17 protein-coding genes and 1 tRNA gene are annotated in these 17,466 nt (G+C 70.9%); 4 read left to right on the forward strand and 14 right to left on the reverse strand.

Annotated features, from left to right (window positions below; genetic code table 11):
- Nucleotides 1-11: 11 nt before the first annotated feature.
- The 4 genes from V6V47_RS14630 to V6V47_RS14645 form a co-directional block, all read right to left on the reverse strand.
- Nucleotides 12-935 (reverse strand): YihY/virulence factor BrkB family protein, encoded by a 924-nt coding sequence (locus V6V47_RS14630; RefSeq protein ID WP_334628741.1) that lies wholly within the window; start codon nucleotides 933-935, stop codon nucleotides 12-14.
- A 76-nt stretch (nucleotides 936-1,011) separates the two neighbouring features.
- Nucleotides 1,012-1,593 (reverse strand): 2'-5' RNA ligase family protein, encoded by a 582-nt coding sequence (locus V6V47_RS14635; RefSeq protein ID WP_334628742.1) that lies wholly within the window; start codon nucleotides 1,591-1,593, stop codon nucleotides 1,012-1,014.
- 13 nt (nucleotides 1,594-1,606) lie between these two features.
- Nucleotides 1,607-2,632 carry a tryptophan--tRNA ligase gene (trpS, locus tag V6V47_RS14640; RefSeq protein ID WP_334628743.1) on the reverse strand — a complete coding sequence of 342 codons (1,026 nt, stop codon included), beginning with the start codon at nucleotides 2,630-2,632 and terminating at the stop codon, nucleotides 1,607-1,609.
- A 33-nt stretch (nucleotides 2,633-2,665) separates the two neighbouring features.
- On the reverse strand, nucleotides 2,666-3,778 hold the full coding sequence (locus V6V47_RS14645; RefSeq protein WP_334628744.1) for a hemolysin family protein: 1,113 nt from the start codon (nucleotides 3,776-3,778) through the stop codon (nucleotides 2,666-2,668).
- 196 nt (nucleotides 3,779-3,974) lie between these two features.
- On the opposite strand from V6V47_RS14645, the gene galE reads away from it, so the two are divergent.
- The gene (galE, locus tag V6V47_RS14650) at nucleotides 3,975-4,958 is read left to right on the forward strand and encodes a UDP-glucose 4-epimerase GalE (RefSeq protein WP_334628745.1); all 984 of its coding nucleotides are present in this window, start codon (nucleotides 3,975-3,977) and stop codon (nucleotides 4,956-4,958) included.
- Nucleotides 4,955-6,124, forward strand: coding sequence for a galactokinase (gene galK, locus V6V47_RS14655; protein ID WP_334628746.1), 1,170 nt, complete (start codon nucleotides 4,955-4,957; stop codon nucleotides 6,122-6,124). The genes galE and galK overlap by 4 nt, the downstream gene beginning before the upstream one ends.
- 128 nt (nucleotides 6,125-6,252) lie before the next feature.
- Here the strand turns inward: galK and V6V47_RS14660 are convergent, their stop codons facing one another.
- From V6V47_RS14660 to V6V47_RS14695, 8 genes are all read right to left on the reverse strand, one after another.
- On the reverse strand, nucleotides 6,253-7,554 hold the full coding sequence (locus V6V47_RS14660; protein WP_334628747.1) for a sulfate adenylyltransferase subunit 1: 1,302 nt from the start codon (nucleotides 7,552-7,554) through the stop codon (nucleotides 6,253-6,255).
- Nucleotides 7,554-8,465 carry a sulfate adenylyltransferase subunit CysD gene (cysD, locus tag V6V47_RS14665; RefSeq protein ID WP_334628748.1) on the reverse strand — a complete coding sequence of 304 codons (912 nt, stop codon included), beginning with the start codon at nucleotides 8,463-8,465 and terminating at the stop codon, nucleotides 7,554-7,556. The genes V6V47_RS14660 and cysD overlap by 1 nt, the downstream gene beginning before the upstream one ends.
- Before the next feature lie 74 nt (nucleotides 8,466-8,539).
- On the reverse strand, nucleotides 8,540-9,370 hold the full coding sequence (locus V6V47_RS14670; RefSeq protein ID WP_334628749.1) for an inositol monophosphatase family protein: 831 nt from the start codon (nucleotides 9,368-9,370) through the stop codon (nucleotides 8,540-8,542).
- Nucleotides 9,371-9,505: 135 nt separating this feature from the next.
- Nucleotides 9,506-10,096 carry an aminoacyl-tRNA hydrolase gene (gene pth / locus V6V47_RS14675; protein ID WP_334628750.1) on the reverse strand — a complete coding sequence of 197 codons (591 nt, stop codon included), beginning with the start codon at nucleotides 10,094-10,096 and terminating at the stop codon, nucleotides 9,506-9,508.
- A 97-nt stretch (nucleotides 10,097-10,193) separates the two neighbouring features.
- Nucleotides 10,194-10,880: a 50S ribosomal protein L25/general stress protein Ctc gene (locus V6V47_RS14680; RefSeq protein WP_334628751.1), complete on the reverse strand. Its 687-nt coding sequence runs from the start codon at nucleotides 10,878-10,880 to the stop codon at nucleotides 10,194-10,196.
- Between the two features lie 342 nt (nucleotides 10,881-11,222).
- Nucleotides 11,223-12,203, reverse strand: coding sequence for a ribose-phosphate diphosphokinase (locus V6V47_RS14685; protein ID WP_334628752.1), 981 nt, complete (start codon nucleotides 12,201-12,203; stop codon nucleotides 11,223-11,225).
- A 57-nt stretch (nucleotides 12,204-12,260) separates the two neighbouring features.
- The gene (glmU, locus tag V6V47_RS14690; RefSeq protein ID WP_334628753.1) at nucleotides 12,261-13,796 is read right to left on the reverse strand and encodes a bifunctional UDP-N-acetylglucosamine diphosphorylase/glucosamine-1-phosphate N-acetyltransferase GlmU; all 1,536 of its coding nucleotides are present in this window, start codon (nucleotides 13,794-13,796) and stop codon (nucleotides 12,261-12,263) included.
- A 109-nt stretch (nucleotides 13,797-13,905) separates the two neighbouring features.
- A tRNA-Gln gene (locus V6V47_RS14695) sits at nucleotides 13,906-13,977 on the reverse strand.
- Between the two features lie 388 nt (nucleotides 13,978-14,365).
- On the opposite strand from V6V47_RS14695, the gene V6V47_RS14700 reads away from it, so the two are divergent.
- Together V6V47_RS14700 and V6V47_RS14705 are read left to right on the forward strand one after the other, a co-directional pair.
- Nucleotides 14,366-15,331, forward strand: a complete 966-nt coding sequence (locus tag V6V47_RS14700; protein ID WP_334628754.1) for an acyl-CoA desaturase — start codon at nucleotides 14,366-14,368, stop codon at nucleotides 15,329-15,331.
- Nucleotides 15,332-15,546: 215 nt separating this feature from the next.
- Nucleotides 15,547-16,230, forward strand: a complete 684-nt coding sequence (locus tag V6V47_RS14705) for a TetR/AcrR family transcriptional regulator (RefSeq protein ID WP_334628755.1) — start codon at nucleotides 15,547-15,549, stop codon at nucleotides 16,228-16,230.
- A gap of 22 nt (nucleotides 16,231-16,252) precedes the next feature.
- Here V6V47_RS14705 and V6V47_RS14710 read toward each other — a convergent pair whose 3' ends face one another.
- On the reverse strand, nucleotides 16,253-16,729 hold the full coding sequence (locus V6V47_RS14710; protein ID WP_334628756.1) for a DUF4383 domain-containing protein: 477 nt from the start codon (nucleotides 16,727-16,729) through the stop codon (nucleotides 16,253-16,255).
- A gap of 242 nt (nucleotides 16,730-16,971) precedes the next feature.
- Nucleotides 16,972-17,427 (reverse strand): DUF4383 domain-containing protein, encoded by a 456-nt coding sequence (locus tag V6V47_RS14715; protein ID WP_334628757.1) that lies wholly within the window; start codon nucleotides 17,425-17,427, stop codon nucleotides 16,972-16,974.
- Nucleotides 17,428-17,466: the final 39 nt, after the last annotated feature.

Below are 17,466 nucleotides of genomic sequence, written 5' to 3' on the forward strand. Positions count from 1 at the left end.
ACCTTCCGTCGTCAGCCGGCACCGCCCGGCGTACCGGGATCGGTGTCCTCGTCGAGCGCCGCTGGCGGGGCGCCCTCGGCCAGGTCCACCACCCGCCCGCGCGAGCTGGTCGCGAGGATCGCCGCCCCGAACAGCACCAACTGGTTGAGCAGGTAGAGGTAGAGCAGCAGCCCGACCGCGCCGGCCACCACGGTGTACGCCGGATTGCGCTCGGTGCGCACCACGTAGTACCGCCCCAGCGTGTTCAGCAGCGTGATGCCGATCGCGACCAGCACCACCACCGGACGCAGCCGGGATCGACTCACCCGCAGCCGGGGTACGGCAACGAGCATCGCGGTGGCGAGCACCGCGTTGACCACCACGCTGAGCACGGCGCTGATCGTGGTCAGACCGACCGAGCCGGTGCTGCGCAGCAGGAAGCGCAGCAGCGACTCCAGTGCGTCCACCGCCGCCACCGAGACGCCGAGCAGCACGAAGATGCCGATCATCACGCCCAGGTCGACCAGCCGCCGGACCACGAGGTTGCCCGGCTGCTGGTTGAGCCCGTACATCAACCGCTGCGAGGAGCGGATCGCCTCCACCCAGCCGATCCCGGTGAAGAAGAGAATGATCAGGCCGACCACGCCGACCGTGCCACTGGAGTTGGCGATCTGCTGCGCGTCCAGGAAGGGCAGATTGTCCCGCAGGAAGCCCGCCGCCGCGGTGCTGACCTCGTCGTTGTCCTCGAGGATCGCGCCGAAGATGGCGTACGCGACCAGGGCGAGGGCGAACACCGCGAAGAAGCCGTAGTAGGCGATCGCCGCGGCCAGCCGGCCGGCCAGCACGTCGGCGTAGAGCACACCGGCGCGCCACACGTGATCGAAGAGGCCCGACCGGTGGCGCGCGGCACTCACCCAGCGGTCGATGCCCGCCTCGATCCGGCCCATGACGTTCACGCGGTCATCCTCGCCGATCTCGCGCCGCCGTGGTGAAAAGAGGCTCCCGTGCTTGCCGACCGGCGCGTCAGCAAGGTCAACCGCCGAGGCGGAAGTCCCGTCGCGGTTGCCACCGGGCCTGCCCGCTGTGCGAGAACAGGGTGAACGCGTCGACCTCGAACATCGCCGAGAAGTCGGCCAGATCCTCGTACGCCTTGTCCAGCGCCTCCGGCGCCACGTCCTGCGCGACGGTGACGTGCGGGTGGTACGGGAAGCGGGTTTCGCGGTGCAGCTCCGGTGCCCCGGCGATGGCGGCGGCCAGCAGCTCGCACTCGCTGATGCCGGCAGCCACCGCGACGAAGACGACCTGGGTCACCGGGCGGAACGTGCCGGTGCCCCGCAGGTGCAGCGCGAACGGCAGGTGCGCTGCGGCGACGGCGGCCAGGTGCCCCTCGACCGCCGGCAGCGTGGCCACCGGGATCTCGGTCGGCCCGAGCAGCGTCACGTGCGCGGGCACCGCCAGCGGGTCACCGGCCTCGATCCGGCGCCGGGTGAGCTGGGCCCCCCACGGCTCCGGGATGTCCACCGCGATGCCGACCTGAACGGTGTCGCCGGCCAGCGGCACCCCACCACTGCGATCCACGCTGCGCGCCGCCCCTCCGGCCACCGGTCCGCCCACCCGCCCCGCGACGCTATTCGCCGCGCACCGGCGGGAAGAAGCCAACCCGCTCGTACGCGGACCGCAGGGTCGCATCGGCCACCGCCCGGGCCTTCTCCGCGCCGGTGGCGAGCATCTTGTCCAGTTGCGCCGGGTCGTCCAGGTAGGCACGGGTGCGCTGCTGGATGGGGCCGACGAACTCCGCCACCACCTCGGCCAGGTCCTTCTTCAGGTCGCCGTACCCGCGGCCGGCGTACGCGGCCACCAGCTCGTCGATGCTGCGACCGCTGAGCGCCGAGTGGATGGTCAGCAGGTTGGACACGCCCGGCTTGCTCTCGGCGTCAAAGACGATCTCGCGGCCGGTGTCGGTCACCGCGGAGCGGATCTTCTTCGCCGATCGCGCCGGATCCTCCAGCAGGTCGATGATGCCGGCGGGCGAGGACGACGACTTGGACATCTTCGAGGTCGGGTCCTGAAGATCGGTGATCTTCGCCGTGTCCTTGACGATGTGCGGCTCGGGCACCGTGAACGTCGGCCCGAACAGCGAGTTGAACCGCTGAGCCAGGTCCCGGGAGAGCTCGAGGTGCTGGCGCTGGTCCTCGCCGACCGGGACGGCGTTGGCCTGGTAGAGCAGGATGTCGGCGGCCTGCAGGACCGGATAGGTGAACAGACCTACGCTGGCCCGCTCGTTGCCCTGTTTCTGCGACTTGTCCTTGAACTGGGTCATCCGGCTGGCCTCGCCGAACCCGGTGATGCAGCCGAGCACCCAGGCCAGTTGCGGGTGCTCGGGCACCTGCGACTGCACGAACAGGGTGCTGCGCTCGGGGTCGAGGCCGACCGCGAAGAGCTGGGCGGCGGCCACCCTGGTGCGCTGGCGCAGCACCGCCGGGTCGTGCCCCGCGGTGATGGCGTGCAGGTCCACCACGCAGTAGAAGGCGTCGTGGGTCTCCTGCAGGGCCACCCAGTGCCGCACCGCGCCGAGGTAGTTGCCGAGGTGGAACGAGTCGGCCGTCGGCTGGATGCCGGAGAAGACGCGGGGGCGGGCGGGAACGTCGGACATGGCGATAATTCTGTCAGCAAGCACCGGGGTCCGTCATGACGGGCCGGCGGGTCGCCTGCGGCCCGCCGATGTGGGGGTGTTGACCTCGGGTGGCTCCCCCGCACCGACCCGGTGAGTCGGCCCGATCCCGCCTCCGCGCTGCGGCCCGGCACCGCCCTTCCGCGACTGCCCGGCGCCACGGTCCCGGCGCTGCTCGGGGACTCGCAGCGCGGAGACCGCGAGCCGGGCGACCCGGCGTCCCTCCAGCGCCAACACCCGCAGGAGCCAGCCGCCCGGCGGATCGGGCTCGCCGACCTCGACCGGTTCACCGGGCACCGGCACCTCGTCGCCGGTCACCGGCAGCCGGCCCAGCGCGGCCATCACGAACCCGCCGACCGTCTCGTACGGCCCGGCCGGCAGACCCACCCCGGTCCGCTCGGCGAAGTCGGCCAGGTTGAGTCGGCCGTCGACCACCGCGGGCAGGCCGTCGTGCACCGGGTCGGGTGCGGTGTCGTACTCGTCGTGGATCTCGCCGATCAGCTCCTCGATGAGGTCTTCCAGCGTGACGATGCCGGCGGTGCCGCCGTACTCGTCGACCACCACCGCCAGGTGCTGGCCCTCCCGGCGCATCTCGGTCAGCGCGGCCAGGACCCGCTTGCTGCCGGGCAGCCGCTTCACCTCCCGGCACAGCTCGCCCACGGTGGCGCAGTGGTCCGCATCCGGACGCAGCAGCACGTCGCGCAGGTGCACGAAACCGACCACGTCGTCGTGCGTGCCGTCGGTGACCGGATAGCGGGTGTGCGTCTCGGCCCGGACCAGTCGCGCCGCCTCGGCGATGGTCAGCCGGGTGGGCAGGAAGACCACCTCGGTGCGGGGCATCATCACCTCACGGACCAGGCTGGCACCGGCCACCAGGACCTCGTCGATGATGCGCCGCTCGTCCGGGTCGAGCACGGTGTTCACCGCGACCAGGTCCCGCAGCTCGGCCTCGGAGATCCGCTCCCGGCCGGCCGCCGGGCCGGCACCGAGCAGGTGGGTGACGAGGCGGGTGGCACCGTCGGCGGCGCGGACCACGACCTGGGCGACGGCTCGGGCAAGCGGGCCGGGGTCGCGGCGGGGCCGCTCCCGCGTGCGTCGCCGGAGCCCGGTACGGGCCGCTTCCCGCATGACAGAGATGGTAGACACCCTCGGCCCGCCGTACCGGGGACCACGGGCAGTGAACCAGCGCATGTTCGGCTCTGTTTAATCGTGAGAGATTATGATGGAATGTGGATGCGGCGCGACCGGCCGGCGTACCAGCCGCCGCCGTAGGGTGATCACCGGAGGGCCACGTCCCGGGCGGGCCAGGCAGGGAGGCAACAACGTGAAACTGCTCCTCACCGGGGGTGCCGGCTTCATCGGCAGCGTGGTGACCCGGATGCTGCTCGACGCGGGCCACGAGGTGGTGGTCCTGGACGACCTGCGCACCGGCCACCGCGCGGCGCTCGCGCCGGACGCGACCCACGTCGAGGCGTCCATCCACGAGGCCGCCCAGGTCATCACCCCCGACGCCGGCTTCGACGGGGTGCTGCACTTCGCCGCGCTGATCGCCGCGGGCGAGTCGATGGTCAAGCCGGAGCTCTACTGGCAGACCAACACCGTCGGCACTCTCGCCCTGATCGACGCGGTCCGGGCCGCCGGAGTGCCCCGGATGGTCTTCTCCTCCACCGCCGCGGTCTACGGCAATCCCACCGAGCTGCCCATCGGCGAGACCGCGGTCAAGGCACCCACCAACACGTACGGCGCCACCAAGCTCGCCGTCGACATGGCGCTCACGTCCGAGGCGATCGCCCACGGGCTGGCGGCCGTGTCGCTGCGCTACTTCAACGTGGCCGGCGCGCACCTCGACGGTGACGTCGCGCTCGGCGAGCGGCACGACCCGGAGACGCACCTGATCCCTATCGCGCTGGACGTGGCCGCCGGCCGGCGGGAGAAGCTCCAACTCTTCGGCGACGACTACCCCACGGTGGACGGCACCTGCGTCCGCGACTACATCCACGTCGCCGACCTGGCCCGGGCTCACCTGCTGGCGCTGGACGCGGCCACCGCCGGCCAGCACCGGATCTACAACCTGGGCAACGGCAACGGCTTCACCAATCGCCAGGTGGTCGACGTGGTCCGCGAGGTCACCGGGCAGGCACTGCCGGTCGAGGTGGCGCCGCGCCGCGAGGGTGACCCGGCCGAGCTGGTCGCCTCATCCGCGCTGGCCCGCGAGGAGCTGGGTTGGGTGCCGCAGAAGCCGACCCTGCACGACATGGTCGGCGACGCCTGGGCCTTCTACCGCGCGCACATCCTGGAGCAGGCATGACCAACCCCACCGGTGACGTCGCCGAGCGGGCCGCCGCCGGCTTCACCACGCAGTACGGCGACCGCGCCGCCGGCCGCTGGGCGGCTCCCGGTCGGGTCAACCTGATCGGCGAGCACACCGACTACAACGACGGGTTCGTGCTGCCGTTCGCGTTGCCGCTGCGTACCGTTGTGGCCGCCGACCGGCAGGACGGCGAGCGCTGGACGGTCTGGTCCGAACTCTCCGGCGAGACGATCACTTTCGGCGCGGCCGACATCGCCGAGCCGGGCCGGGTCACCGGCTGGGGCGCGTACGTGGCCGGGGTGGTCTGGGCGCTGCGCGAGGCCGGCCACCCGGTGCCCGGCGCCCGGCTGGCGATCGCCTCCGACGTGCCACTGGGCTCCGGGCTCTCCTCCTCGGCGGCGCTCGAGTCGGCCGTCCTCGCCGCACTGCTGGATCTGGGCGGGTTGGAGCTGGCCGCCGAGCGGCAGCCCCGACTGGCCCAGCGGGCAGAGAACGTCTACGTCGGCGCGCCGACCGGGATCATGGACCAGTCCGCAGTGATCCGCTGCCGCGCCGGGCACGCCCTCTTCCTGGACTGCCGCGACGAGTCGGTCGAGCACATCCCGTTCGACCTGGACGCCGCCGGTCTGGCGGTGCTGGTCATCGACAGCCGGGCGCCGCACCGGCACGCCGACGGCGAGTACGCCGCCCGCCGCCGGTCCTGCGAGGCGGGGGCCAAGGCGCTCGGCGTCCCCGCGCTGCGCGACGTGGCCGTCGACCAGCTCGACACCGCGCTGGCCCGGCTCGACGACGAGGAGACCCGACGGCGGGTCCGGCACGTGGTCACCGAGGACCAGCGCGTGTTGGACACGGTGGCGCTGCTGCGTTCCGGTCGGGTCCGGGACATCGGCCCGCTGCTCACCGCCTCGCACGTCTCGATGCGGGACGACTTCGAGATCACCGTTCCGGAGATCGACACTGCGGTCGAGGCGGCGCTCGCCGCCGGCGCGCTGGGGGCCCGGATGACCGGTGGCGGCTTCGGCGGTTGCGTCCTCGCCCTGGTCGAGTCCGACCGTGCCGACGCGGTAGCCGCCGCCGTGACCGACGCGTACGCGGAGCGAGGTTTCACCGCCCCCGGCACCGTGACGGTCCTCCCCTCCCCCGGCGCCACCCGCCTGCCCTAGCCCCCAGCCTTCCCACCCCCCGCCCCACCCACCGCGGCCGGTGATCAAGAGGTTTGCGTCATCTCGAGCCCGAATCCTGACGCAAACCTCTTGATCACCAAGCGGAGGCAGGGGCGGGCGGGTGGGGGTTAGCTGGCTTCGACGATCATGGCGGCGCCTACCGTGCGGTTGGTGGCCTCGTCGATGATGACGAAGCCGCCGGTGGTCCGGTTGCGGCGGTATTCGTCGGCCAGCAGCGGCACCGTGGTGCGCAACCGCACCCGGCCGATTTCGTTGAGCCGCAGCTCATCGGCCGACTCGTCGCGGTGCAGCGAGTTGATGTCCAGCCGGTAGTGCAGCCCGCGCACGATCGCGCGCGCCGAGCGGGTGGTGTGCTTGATGGCGTACCGGCCGCCGACCCGCAGCGGGCGGGTCTCGTCCATCCAGCAGACCATCGCCTCGATGTCCTGGGCGACCGCCGGCGCGTTGTTCGGCCGGCAGATCAGGTCACCCCGGGAGATGTCGATCTCGTCGGCCAGCCGTACCGTCACCGACATCGGCGGAAACGCCTCCGCGACCGGCCCGTCGGCGGTCTCCACGGCGGCGATCCGGCTGGTGAAGCCGGACGGCAGCACCATCACCTCGTCGCCCGGCTTGAGCACCCCGGAGGCGACCTGACCGGCGTAGCCGCGGTAGTCGGTGACCGTGGTGGACTGGGGCCGGATCACGTACTGCACCGGGAATCGGACGTCGACCAGGTTGCGGTCGCTGGCGATGTGCACCCGCTCCAGATGGTGCAGCAGAGACGGCCCCTCGAACCAGGGCATGTTCTCCGAACGGGTGACGATGTTGTCGCCGCGCAGCGCGGAGACCGGCACCACGGTCAGGTCCGGTACGTCGAGCTTCGCGGCGAACGCGGTGAACTCGTCGGCGATCCGCTCGTAGACCTCCTGCGACCAGTCGACCAGATCCATCTTGTTGACACAGAGGACCAGGTGCGGCACGCGCAGCAGCGAGCAGAGGAACGCGTGCCGGCGGGACTGCTCGACCAGGCCCTTGCGCGCGTCCACCAGGATCAGCGCCAGGTCGGCGGTGGACGCTCCGGTGACCATGTTCCGGGTGTACTGGATGTGCCCGGGGGTGTCGGCGATGATGAACTTGCGCCGGGGCGTGGCGAAGTACCGGTACGCCACGTCGATGGTGATGCCCTGCTCCCGCTCGGCGCGCAGGCCGTCGGTGAGCAGCGCCAGGTTGGTGTATTCGTCGCCGCGGGCCGCGCTGACCGCCTCGACCGCGGCCAACTGGTCGGTGAAGAGCGACTTCGTGTCGTAGAGCAGCCGGCCGATCAGGGTCGACTTGCCGTCGTCCACGCTGCCGGCGGTGGCGAAGCGCAGCAGGTCCATCGGCCGGGCTTCCGTCGGGGTCACGGGGGCCGCGATCTCGGTGCTCATCAGAAGTAGCCCTCCCGCTTGCGGTCCTCCATGGCGGCCTCGCTGACCCGGTCGTCACCACGGGTCGCGCCGCGCTCGGTGATCCGGGTGGCCGCCACCTCCTCGATGACCTTCTCCACGGTGTCCGCGTCGGAGCGGACCGCCGCGGTGCAGGAGGCGTCGCCCACGGTGCGGTAGCGCACCTGCGCCTTGAACCGTTCCTCGCCCGCCCGGGGCCGGAAGAACTCGTTCACGGCGTAGAACATGCCGTCCCGCTCGATCACCTCGCGCTCGTGCGCGTAGTAGATCGACGGCAGCGGGATCCGTTCCCGGGCGACGTAGTGCCAGACGTCCAGCTCGGTCCAGTTGGACAGCGGGAAGACCCGGATCGACTCGCCGGGGTGGTGCCGGCCGTTGTACAGCGACCACAGCTCCGGCCGTTGGTTCTTCGGGTCCCACTGGCCGAACTCGTCGCGGAAGCTGAACACCCGCTCCTTGGCCCGGGCCTTCTCCTCGTCCCGGCGGGCGCCACCGAACAGCGCGTCGAAGCGGTGCTTCTCGACCGCGTCCAGCAGCACCGGCGTCTGGATCCGGTTGCGCATCCCGTCGCCGGACTCGCGGACAAGCCCACTGGTCAGGGCCTCCGGCACGCTCGCCACGACCAGCTGCAACCCCAGCTCGGCGACCCGCTGATCGCGGTATTCCAGGACCTCGGGGAAGTTGTGCCCGGTGTCGACGTGCATGACCGGGAAGGGGATGTTGGCCGGGGCGAACGCCTTCTGCGCCAGCCGCAGCATGACGATCGAGTCCTTGCCGCCGGAGAAGAGCAGCACCGGGCGTTCCATCTCGGCGACCACCTCGCGCATCACGAAGATGCTCTCCGCCTCCAGGGCGTCCAGGTGGGAGACCTGGTACGCGGCGGGGGCGGTCATGACACCGGCTCGATTCGCTCGATCATCCGATTTCCAGACCTTTCCGGTCGGACATGTCAAGAAGTGCGGTCAGGCTACCCGGAATGCCTCTGCAGCGCTGCAAGCAACCGGCTGGCGAGATCCCTGCGGCAGACCAGCAGGTCCGGCAGGCGTGGATCCGCCTCGTTGTATTTCAGCGCAGAACCATCGATCCGGGAAGCGTGGAGTCCGGTGGCCGTCGCCACAGCCACCGGTGCCGCCGAATCCCACTCGTACTGCCCACCGGCATGGATGTAGGCATCCACCTCACCGGTGATCACCGCGGCGATCTTCGCCCCGGCCGAACCCATCGGCACGAGGTGCGCACCCACGTCCTCGGCCAGATCGGTGAGGAACACCGGCGGCCGGCTCCGACTCGCCGCCAGCCGGATCACCCGCGCGCCGGCCGTCGCGGCCTCCAGCGTCATCGGCGGGTACGCGGGCGGGTAGTCCGTGCCCAGCACCCGGTGCTGCGCGGGCAGCCCCACCGCCCCGGCGACGAGGCCGTGCGGGCTCGGCGCGGTGCGCGCCCAGAGCGCGACGTGCACCGCCCAGTCCGAGCGCCCCTCCTCGGAGAACTCACGGGTGCCGTCCAGCGGGTCGATGATCCACACCCGATCGGCGGTCAACCGGGACACGGCGCCGGCGTTCACCTCAGCGGCCCAGGCCAGCCGCGAGCCCTCGTCCTCCTCGGAGAGCACCGCGTCCCCCGGCCGCCACTTCGCCAACTCCGTGCGGATCAGGTCGTGCGACACCTTGTCCCCGGCCGACTTCAGCGCGCCATTGTCCGCGAAGCCCATCTCCGCGCGCAGGCCGAGCAGCGCCTGACCGGCTCGGGCCGCCAACCACCGGGCGAAGGCGCCGTCGATCATCGGAGGACTGCTCATCTGCCCGCTCCCGTCGCCACAGCGCGACCCGTGTCCGCACGGCCCGCTCGGCCAGGCCCACGTCGTCGCCGGGCGCGGCACGCCCAAAGGCGCAGACTACCGGTCAACCAGCATCGATCCGGTACGCCTCGCCCGTCAGCCCGCGTGGTAGACGTTCTGCGTCGGCTCCACGCCCTTGGCGATCACCGACTCCACCACGTCAGCGGCCCTGTCCACCAGAAAATCCAGCTCCTTGCGCTCCGCCGCGCCGAAATCCGACAGCACGTAGTCGGCCGGATCCTGCCGCCCCGGCGGCCGACCGATACCGAACCGCACCCGGACGTAGTCCTTGGTGCCCAGCGACTTCGACATCGAGCGCAGGCCGTTGTGCCCACCCTCGCCGCCACCGAACTTGACCCGCAGCTGGCCGTAGTCGATGTCCAGTTCGTCGTGCACCGCGATCACCTGCGCCGGCGGCACCTTGTAGAACTGCGCCAGCGCCGCCACCGGCCCGCCGGAGAGATTCATGTAGGTCAGCGGCTTCACCAGCACCAGCTTCGGCCCGCCGAAGCCCAGCCGCCCCTCGGTCACCTCGGCCACCGCCCGCTTGTGCCGACCGAACCGCGCGCTCACCCGCCCGGCCAGCAGTTCGGCCACCAGGAACCCGACGTTGTGCCGGTTCCCGGCGTACTCCCGGCCCGGGTTGCCCAGGCCGACCACCAGCCACGGCCCCGCCTCGTCCGTCACGACCCGCCCCTCCCGCCGTCGTCCGTCGCACCGACTCCCGATACGCCGACAGGCGCCCCCGAACGCTCGGGGACGCCTGTCGCACAATTCGAACCGATCAGGCCTCGGTGCGCGCCTCGTCGCCCTCGGCGGCCGGGGCGTCCGCGCCCTCGGAGCCCTCGGTGACCTCGCCGGTCTCGGCCTCAGCCTCGTCGGTGGCCGTCTCGATCTCGGGCAGCGTCGCCTCGAGCTGCTCGGCGGTCGGCGCGGCGGTCACCGACGCGACGGTCAGCTCCGCGTCGGCCACCAGCTCGACACCGGACGGCAGCGTCACGTCGCCGGCGGTCACCTGGGAGCCCGCCTCCAGGCCCTCGATCGAGGCCTCCAGGTGGTCCGGAACCTTGGTGGCGTCGGCGGTCACCGAGAGGGTGTCGTGGTCGTGCACGATCAGGGTGTCCCGTGCGGCCTCGCCGGTCAGCTGGACCGGGACCTCGACGGTGACCTTCTCGCCCCGGCGGACCAGGATCAGGTCCACGTGCTCGAAGCTGTCCTTGATCGGGTCGCGCTGGATCGCCTTCGGCAGCGCCAGCACCTGGGTGCCGTCGGTGATGTCGATCGCGAACAGCTGGTTGGCGCCACCCTTGCGGATCGCCGCGGCGAACTCCCGGGACGGCAGCGCGATGTGCTTGGGCTTCTCGCCGTGGCCGTACAGCACGGCGGGCACCTTGCCGGCCCGGCGGGTACGACGGGCACCACCCTTGCCGAACTCGGTACGGGGCTCGGCGCTGATCTTTACCTCGGACACGGGGAAACTCCTGATACTTTCGCTGCGGCGGCTTGTCGTCTGGCGGTGCTGGGGCGAGGGGCTCGCTGGGGCTCTGCGTCTTGAACGACTGCCCGGAGCACCGCGTCGATGACGGTGCCTCCGTGCGGCGCTTTTCAGCGGCCCGCCGGGCACCCTCGCCGTGGCAACCGCACTAGTCTACCCGAGCTGATTCCAGGGTCGCCGGCAGTCCCCGATCACGGCTCCAGGCTGGCGCACCAGTGGCCTTCCCACCAGCGCGACAGCCCCGTTTCCACCAGTTTGCCAGCCGCGCACCCACCGGCGCGCCGCATGGCGAAAACGGGGCTCACCGCAGCACGAGGCTCAGCTCAGGCCGCCGAAGAGGGTGGTCACCGAGCCGTCGTCGAAGACCTCTCGGATCGCCCGCGCCAGCAGCGGTGCGATCGACAGGACGGTCAGCTTGTCCAGCTGCTTCTCCGGCGGCAGGGGCAGCGTGTTGGTCACCACGACCTCGCTGATCGGGCTGTTCTTCAGCCGCTCGGTCGCCGGGTCGGACAGCAGCGCGTGGGTGGACGCGACCACGATCTCCGCGGCGCCGGACTCCTTGAGGATGTCGGCGGCCTTGGTGATCGTGCCACCGGTGTCGATCATGTCGTCGACGATCAGGCAGACCCGGCCCTCCACCTCACCGACCACCCGGTTCGCCACCACCTGGTTCGGCTTCATCGGGTCGCGGGTCTTGTGGATGAACGCCAGCGGGCAGCCGCCCAGCCGGTCGGTCCAGCGCTCGGCGACCCGTACCCGGCCCGAATCCGGCGCGACCACGGTCATCGGACGGCCCGCGTACTTGTGCTCCACGTACTCGGCCAGCACGTCCATCGCGAAGAGGTGGTCCACCGGGCCGTCGAAGAAGCCCTGGATCTGCGCGGTGTGCAGGTCGACGGTGAGGATCCGGTTCGCGCCGGCCGTCTTCAACAGGTCGGCCACCAGCCGGGCCGAGATCGGCTCCCGACCCCGGTGCTTCTTGTCCTGCCGCGCGTACGGGTAGAACGGCAGCACCACGGTGATCCGCTTGGCCGACCCCCGCTTCAGCGCGTCCACCATGATCAGGGTCTCCATGACCCACGTGTTGACCCCGTGCGTGACGGACTGCACCACGAAGGCGTCCGAACCACGCACCGAGTCCCTGAACCGTACGAAGATCTCGCCGTTGGCGAACTCGTACGCGTCGGCCGGTGTCGGCGCCACGCCGAGCACCTCGCCGATCTCCTTGGCCAACTCCGGAAAGGCACGTCCGGTAAAGAGCATCAGACTCTTGCGGTTTTCAGCGACGATGCTGCCCATGGGCCCGTCTGCTCCCGTTTGTCGGTGGTACGCGACCCGGTGGTGGTGGGCCGGGGACTATTCGGTTGCAGTATCTCCCGCGCCAGAGGCACCGCCCACCGTCTCGGCCTGACCGTGGATTGCCTCACTGTCACTTGCGGCCCCGGCCGTACCCGACGCACCCTCGGCAGCCCGCTGCGCCCGCTCGGCCGCCGCCGCGGAGACCGTACCGGGACGCTTGCGCGCCACCCAGCCCTCGATGTTGCGCTGCGGCGCGCGCGTCACCCCGAGCGCACCCGGCGGCACGTCCTGAGCGATCGCGCTGCCCGCCGCCACGTAGGCCCCGGCGCCAACCTCGACCGGCGCGATCAAACTGGTGTCGCAGCCGACGAAGGCACCCTCACCCACGACCGTCCGGTGCTTGTTCACCCCGTCGTAGTTCACGAAGATCGTCGCCGCGCCGATGTTGGCCTTCGCGCCGATCGTCGCGTCACCCACGTACGTCAGGTGCGGCACCTTCGCACCCGGGCCGATCTCCGAGTTCTTCACCTCGACGAACGTGCCGACCTTGGACTTGTCGGCCAACCGCGCGGCCGGCCGCAGGTACGCGTACGGACCGACGCTGGCGCCCGCGCCAACCTCGGCGCCCACCGCGTGGCTGCGCACCACCGACGCGCCGGGGCCGACGACCGTGTCGATCAGCGTGACGTCCGGCCCGATCTGCGCGCCCGAGCCGACCACCGAGCCGCCGCGGAGTTGCGTGTTCTGGTCGATCACCGCGTCGCGGTCCAGTGCCACCGTCACGTCGATCCAGGTGGTCTCCGGGTCGAGCAGGCTCACCCCGGTACGCATCCACGCCTCGTTGACCCGGTCGCGCAGCAGGCGGCGCAGCGCCGCCAGCTCCACCCGGTCGTTGCAGCCCAGCGTCTCAACGTGGTCGACGGCGACGTGCACGGCCACCGGCTCGCCGGCCGAACGGAGCAGCGCGAAGACGTCGGTCAGGTACTCCTCGCCCTGGTCGTTGTCGGTGGAGAGCTTGCCCAGCGCGTCCCGCAGCCGCACCGCGTCGAACGCGTAGATGCCGGCGTTGATCTCCCGGATCGCGCGCTGCGTCGGGTCGGCGTCGCGCTCCTCGACGATCTGCTCGAGCCGGCCGTCGGCGTCCCGGACGATCCGCCCGAGCCCGGTCGGGTCGGGCACCTCGGCGGCCAGCACGGTGGCCGCGGCGGCGGCCTCCTCGTGCGCGGTCACCAGCGCGCCCACCGTCTCGGGTCGCAGCAGCGGCACGTCCCCGTTGATCACCACGACCGTGCCGGCGGCGTCCGCCACGGCGTCCAGCGCGATCCGGACGGCGTGCCCGGTGCCGAGCTGCTCGGCCTGGAGGACCGGCGTGGCGTCCGGGGCGACCTCGCTCAGGTGCGCACGGACCTGGTCGGCGCCGTGGCCCACCACCACGACGGTGCGGTCGGCGGCCAAGGGGGCGGCGGCGCTCAGCACGTGACCGAGGAGCGTCCGACCGAGCAGGGGGTGCAGCACCTTGGGCAGTGTCGACTTCATCCGCTTGCCCTCACCGGCGGCGAGCACGACGACGGTACGGAGGTGGGACTGGGGCACGACGTGGCTCCCGTCGGAACGGCGGACACTCTCGCGGCCATGCTAACTGCGGTGCCCGGCACGGTCCCCTCTTACCCCCACTCGGCCCGAAACGGACTTAGGTGGGCAGCTCGGCCGCCAGGGTTCGAACCTGAAATACGGGTACCAAAGACCCGGGTGTTGCCAATTACACCACGGCCGATCAGCGGCGCAGACGAATGCGCCGCAGCAGGGATGGGGCATCCCGCCGCTACACCTTAGCGCCCCGCCGGCTGGGTGCCATCGCTCATTCCGCCGTCGCCGGGCCGCCGGCTCCCACCGCGCCCGCACCGGGCCGTCCGCCCGGAGGCCGATCCAGTGACCTCCGACGACCCGCGCGACCCCTACATCCACGATCGAGCGTGACCTTCGCGGCGCTGCGTCGGCCTCGCCCGCCGCAACGGGCCGCCTCGCCGAATCGGCGCCCTGACCTGCATCTTCGTACGGCCTGCGCCGGCTTTCGGAAACTTCCTCGTGCGATCTACGGTGCCGTAAGTTACGGTGACGTAGGCGTAACTTCGTGATCGTTGCCACCCCCTCTGCGAGGTCTCATGTCGACTGCTCTGCTGGAACCCAACACCGCCACCCCCGGCCCGAAACCACTCACCGACGGCGCTCAGTCCTCCGGGATCCTGGCCGCCCTCTGGGCCTTCGTCGTGATCCCCTTCGTGGCGCTGCTGGTCGCCGTGCCGGTGGCCTGGGGTGGCTGGCTGGGTTGGACCGACGTGGCCATCGGCCTGGTCTGGTACGTCGTCTCGGGGCTGGGCATCACCGTCGGCTTCCACCGCTACTTCACGCACGGGTCGTTCAAGGCCAAGCGGTGGCTGCGGGTGACCCTGGCGGTCGCGGGTTCGCTGGCGGTGCAGGGCGAGATCATCCAGTGGGTGGCCGACCACCGGCGGCACCACGCCTTCTCCGACCTGGAGGGCGACCCGCACTCCCCGTGGCGCTTCGGCACCAGCCTCTGGGCGCTGACCCGGGGCCTGTTCCACGCACACGTGGGCTGGCTGTTCCGGCGGGAGCTGTCCAACCGGGAGCGGTTCGCCCCGGACCTGATCGCGGATCGCGACATCAACAAGGTGGACCGGCTCTTCCCGGTGCTGGTGGCCGTCTCGCTGCTCGGCCCGGCGCTGATGGGCGGCCTGCTCACCTGGTCCTGGCAGGGCGCGCTCACCGCGTTCTTCTGGGCCGGCCTGGTGCGGATCGGCCTGCTGCACCACGTCACGTGGGCGATCAACTCGGTCTGCCACGTCTACGGCGAGCGCCCGTTCGCGATGCGCCAGGGCGACCGGGCCTCGAACTTCTGGCCGCTGGCGATCCTGTCGTTCGGCGAGAGCTGGCACAACCTGCACCACGCCGACCCGACCAGCGCCCGGCACGGTGTGCTGCGCGGTCAGGTGGACATCTCCGCCCGGGTGATCTGGCTGTTCGAGAAGTTCGGCGCCGCGTCGCAGGTGCGCTGGCCGAAGCCGGAGCGCCTCGCGGCCAAGCTGGTGAAGCCGGTCGCACCCCGGTAAAACCGGGCAGTGCTCCGGGAGGTCGCCTGGCAGGATGGCCGGGTGACCGAGCGCAGCGGGCGGCTCGGCGACGGGGGGAGCCGGGCCCGATCCGGGTACGGTCGGACGGCGCGGCGCGGCGGTCGGACGCCCGCCAGTGAGGCGACGACGTGAACGGGCACAGCGGAGGCACCATCCCACGGCAGGGCGTCACCGAGCGCCAGCGAGGTGACGGCATGGCAGAAGTCAGCGACGGTGGCGGCAGCGGCCGACGGGCAGCGGCCGCACCAGCGCCCAAGCCCGCCTCCCGGGTGCGCATGTCGGCGGCTCAGCGGCGGGAGCAGCTGATCGCGATCGCCCGGCAGATCTTCGCGGAGCGCGGCTTCGACGCCACCTCCATCGAGGAGGTGGCGGCCCGCGCCAAGGTCTCCAAGCCGGTGGTCTACGAGCACTTCGGCGGCAAGGAAGGGCTCTACGCGGTGGTGGTGGACCGGGAGGTCCGGGCCCTACTGGACCGGATCACCACGGCGTTGACCGCCGGCCACCCGCGCGAGCTGCTGGAGCAGGCGGCGTTGGCTCTGCTGGGTTACATCGAGGAGGAGACCAGCGGCTTCCGGGTGCTGGTCCGCGAGTCACCGCTGATGTCCGCGACAGCCAACTTCAGCAGCGTGATGAACGACGTGGCGCACCAGGTCGAGCACATCCTGGGCGCCGAGTTCAAGAGCCGGGGGTACGACCCGAAGCTGGCCGAGCTGTACTCCCAGGCGCTGGTCGGCATGGTGGCACTGACCGGCCGCTGGTGGTTGGAGGTGCGCAAGCCACGCAAGGAGACGGTGGCCGCGCACCTGGTCAACCTGGCCTGGAACGGGTTGTCGCACCTCGAGGCGAAGCCCACCCTGATCACCGCCCGCCGCCGCTGAGACGAGTTGCCGCTGAAGCGAGTCAGCGGGTGTGCACGTCGGCCACCGGGTGTTTGCGCTTGCGCAGCTCCTCTTCGGCGTGTTCCGGGGGGCCGACCTTGTCGTACAGGCCGGTGCCGAGCAGGATCAGGCCGAAGAGCATCGACACGATGACCGTGGACATCGAGAAGTTGAGAAAGTTCGCCCCGGTCTGCAGCACGGACATCATCAAGAGACTCGTCACCAGGAACACCACGCCGGCGGTCAGGTTCATGTAGTGCCCGAGGTTGCTACGCCGGGACGCCCCGATGATCAGGACGATCCCGAAGACCACCGAGGCGAGCGAGAAGGCCAGGTTGGTCCGCAGCCCGAGAGCCCAGTGGCTGCCCCGGTTGAAGAGCGAGTCGCCGAACGTCTCCGCGACGCCCCAGACGCCGAAGACCAGGATGTAGACGCCGATCAGCCCGGAGAGGACCCGGTACAGCGGCCGTGCCGGATGGTTCACCGGAAAGTGCGGCATACCCTGACCTCCGTCCGAAATGACCATTCCAGGACGATTGTCACGCAAACCAACGGGCATTGTCCGGGGAACGACGAAGGCGAAAGGGTCCGCCGCAGGCCGGACCAGCACAGGTTTTCGCCGGAGCCCGAGCTGCGCAGGGATCAAGCCTGACCGCCCGGAGCAGCTCGGGCTCCGGCGAAAACCACCAGCGCAACCAGCGAAAACCACCAGCGCAACCGAGAAGAGAAGAGCAGGGAAGCTCAGAGCACGAGGCGAGCCTTGTGGAAGGCCTCCGCCTCCTCCTCCGAGCCGACCTTGCCGTACATCCCGACCATGAGCAGCACCAGGGACACGCCCAGCACCACCATCACGGTGATGATGCTGAAGTTGAAGATGTTCGCGTCGGTCCGGATGAACGCCAGGCCGCCCAGACCGATCACCATCAGGGCGTACGCCAGCCACTGGTTGATCAGCACGTCGATGTTGCGACCGAGGGCGGTGCCGGCCAGCACGAGGACCCCGAGCAGCGCGCTGAGCAGCGAGAAGCCGAGGTTGGTGCCCTGACCGAGGACCTGGGTGTCGTCCTGGGCGAGGACCTCGTTGCCACTGCTCGCGATGATGCCGAGCACGCCGAAGACCAGCAGGTACAGACCGGTCAGCCCGCCGATCGCCCGGTAGATCGGCCGCGCGGGGTGGTTGATGGGGGTGTGGGCCATGTCTGAGTCTCCAACGCCGTGGGGTTGAGGTGTGTCGCG

The organism is Micromonospora sp. CPCC 205539 (assembly GCF_036906815.1).
In the GTDB taxonomy this organism is placed as follows: domain Bacteria; phylum Actinomycetota; class Actinomycetes; order Mycobacteriales; family Micromonosporaceae; genus Micromonospora.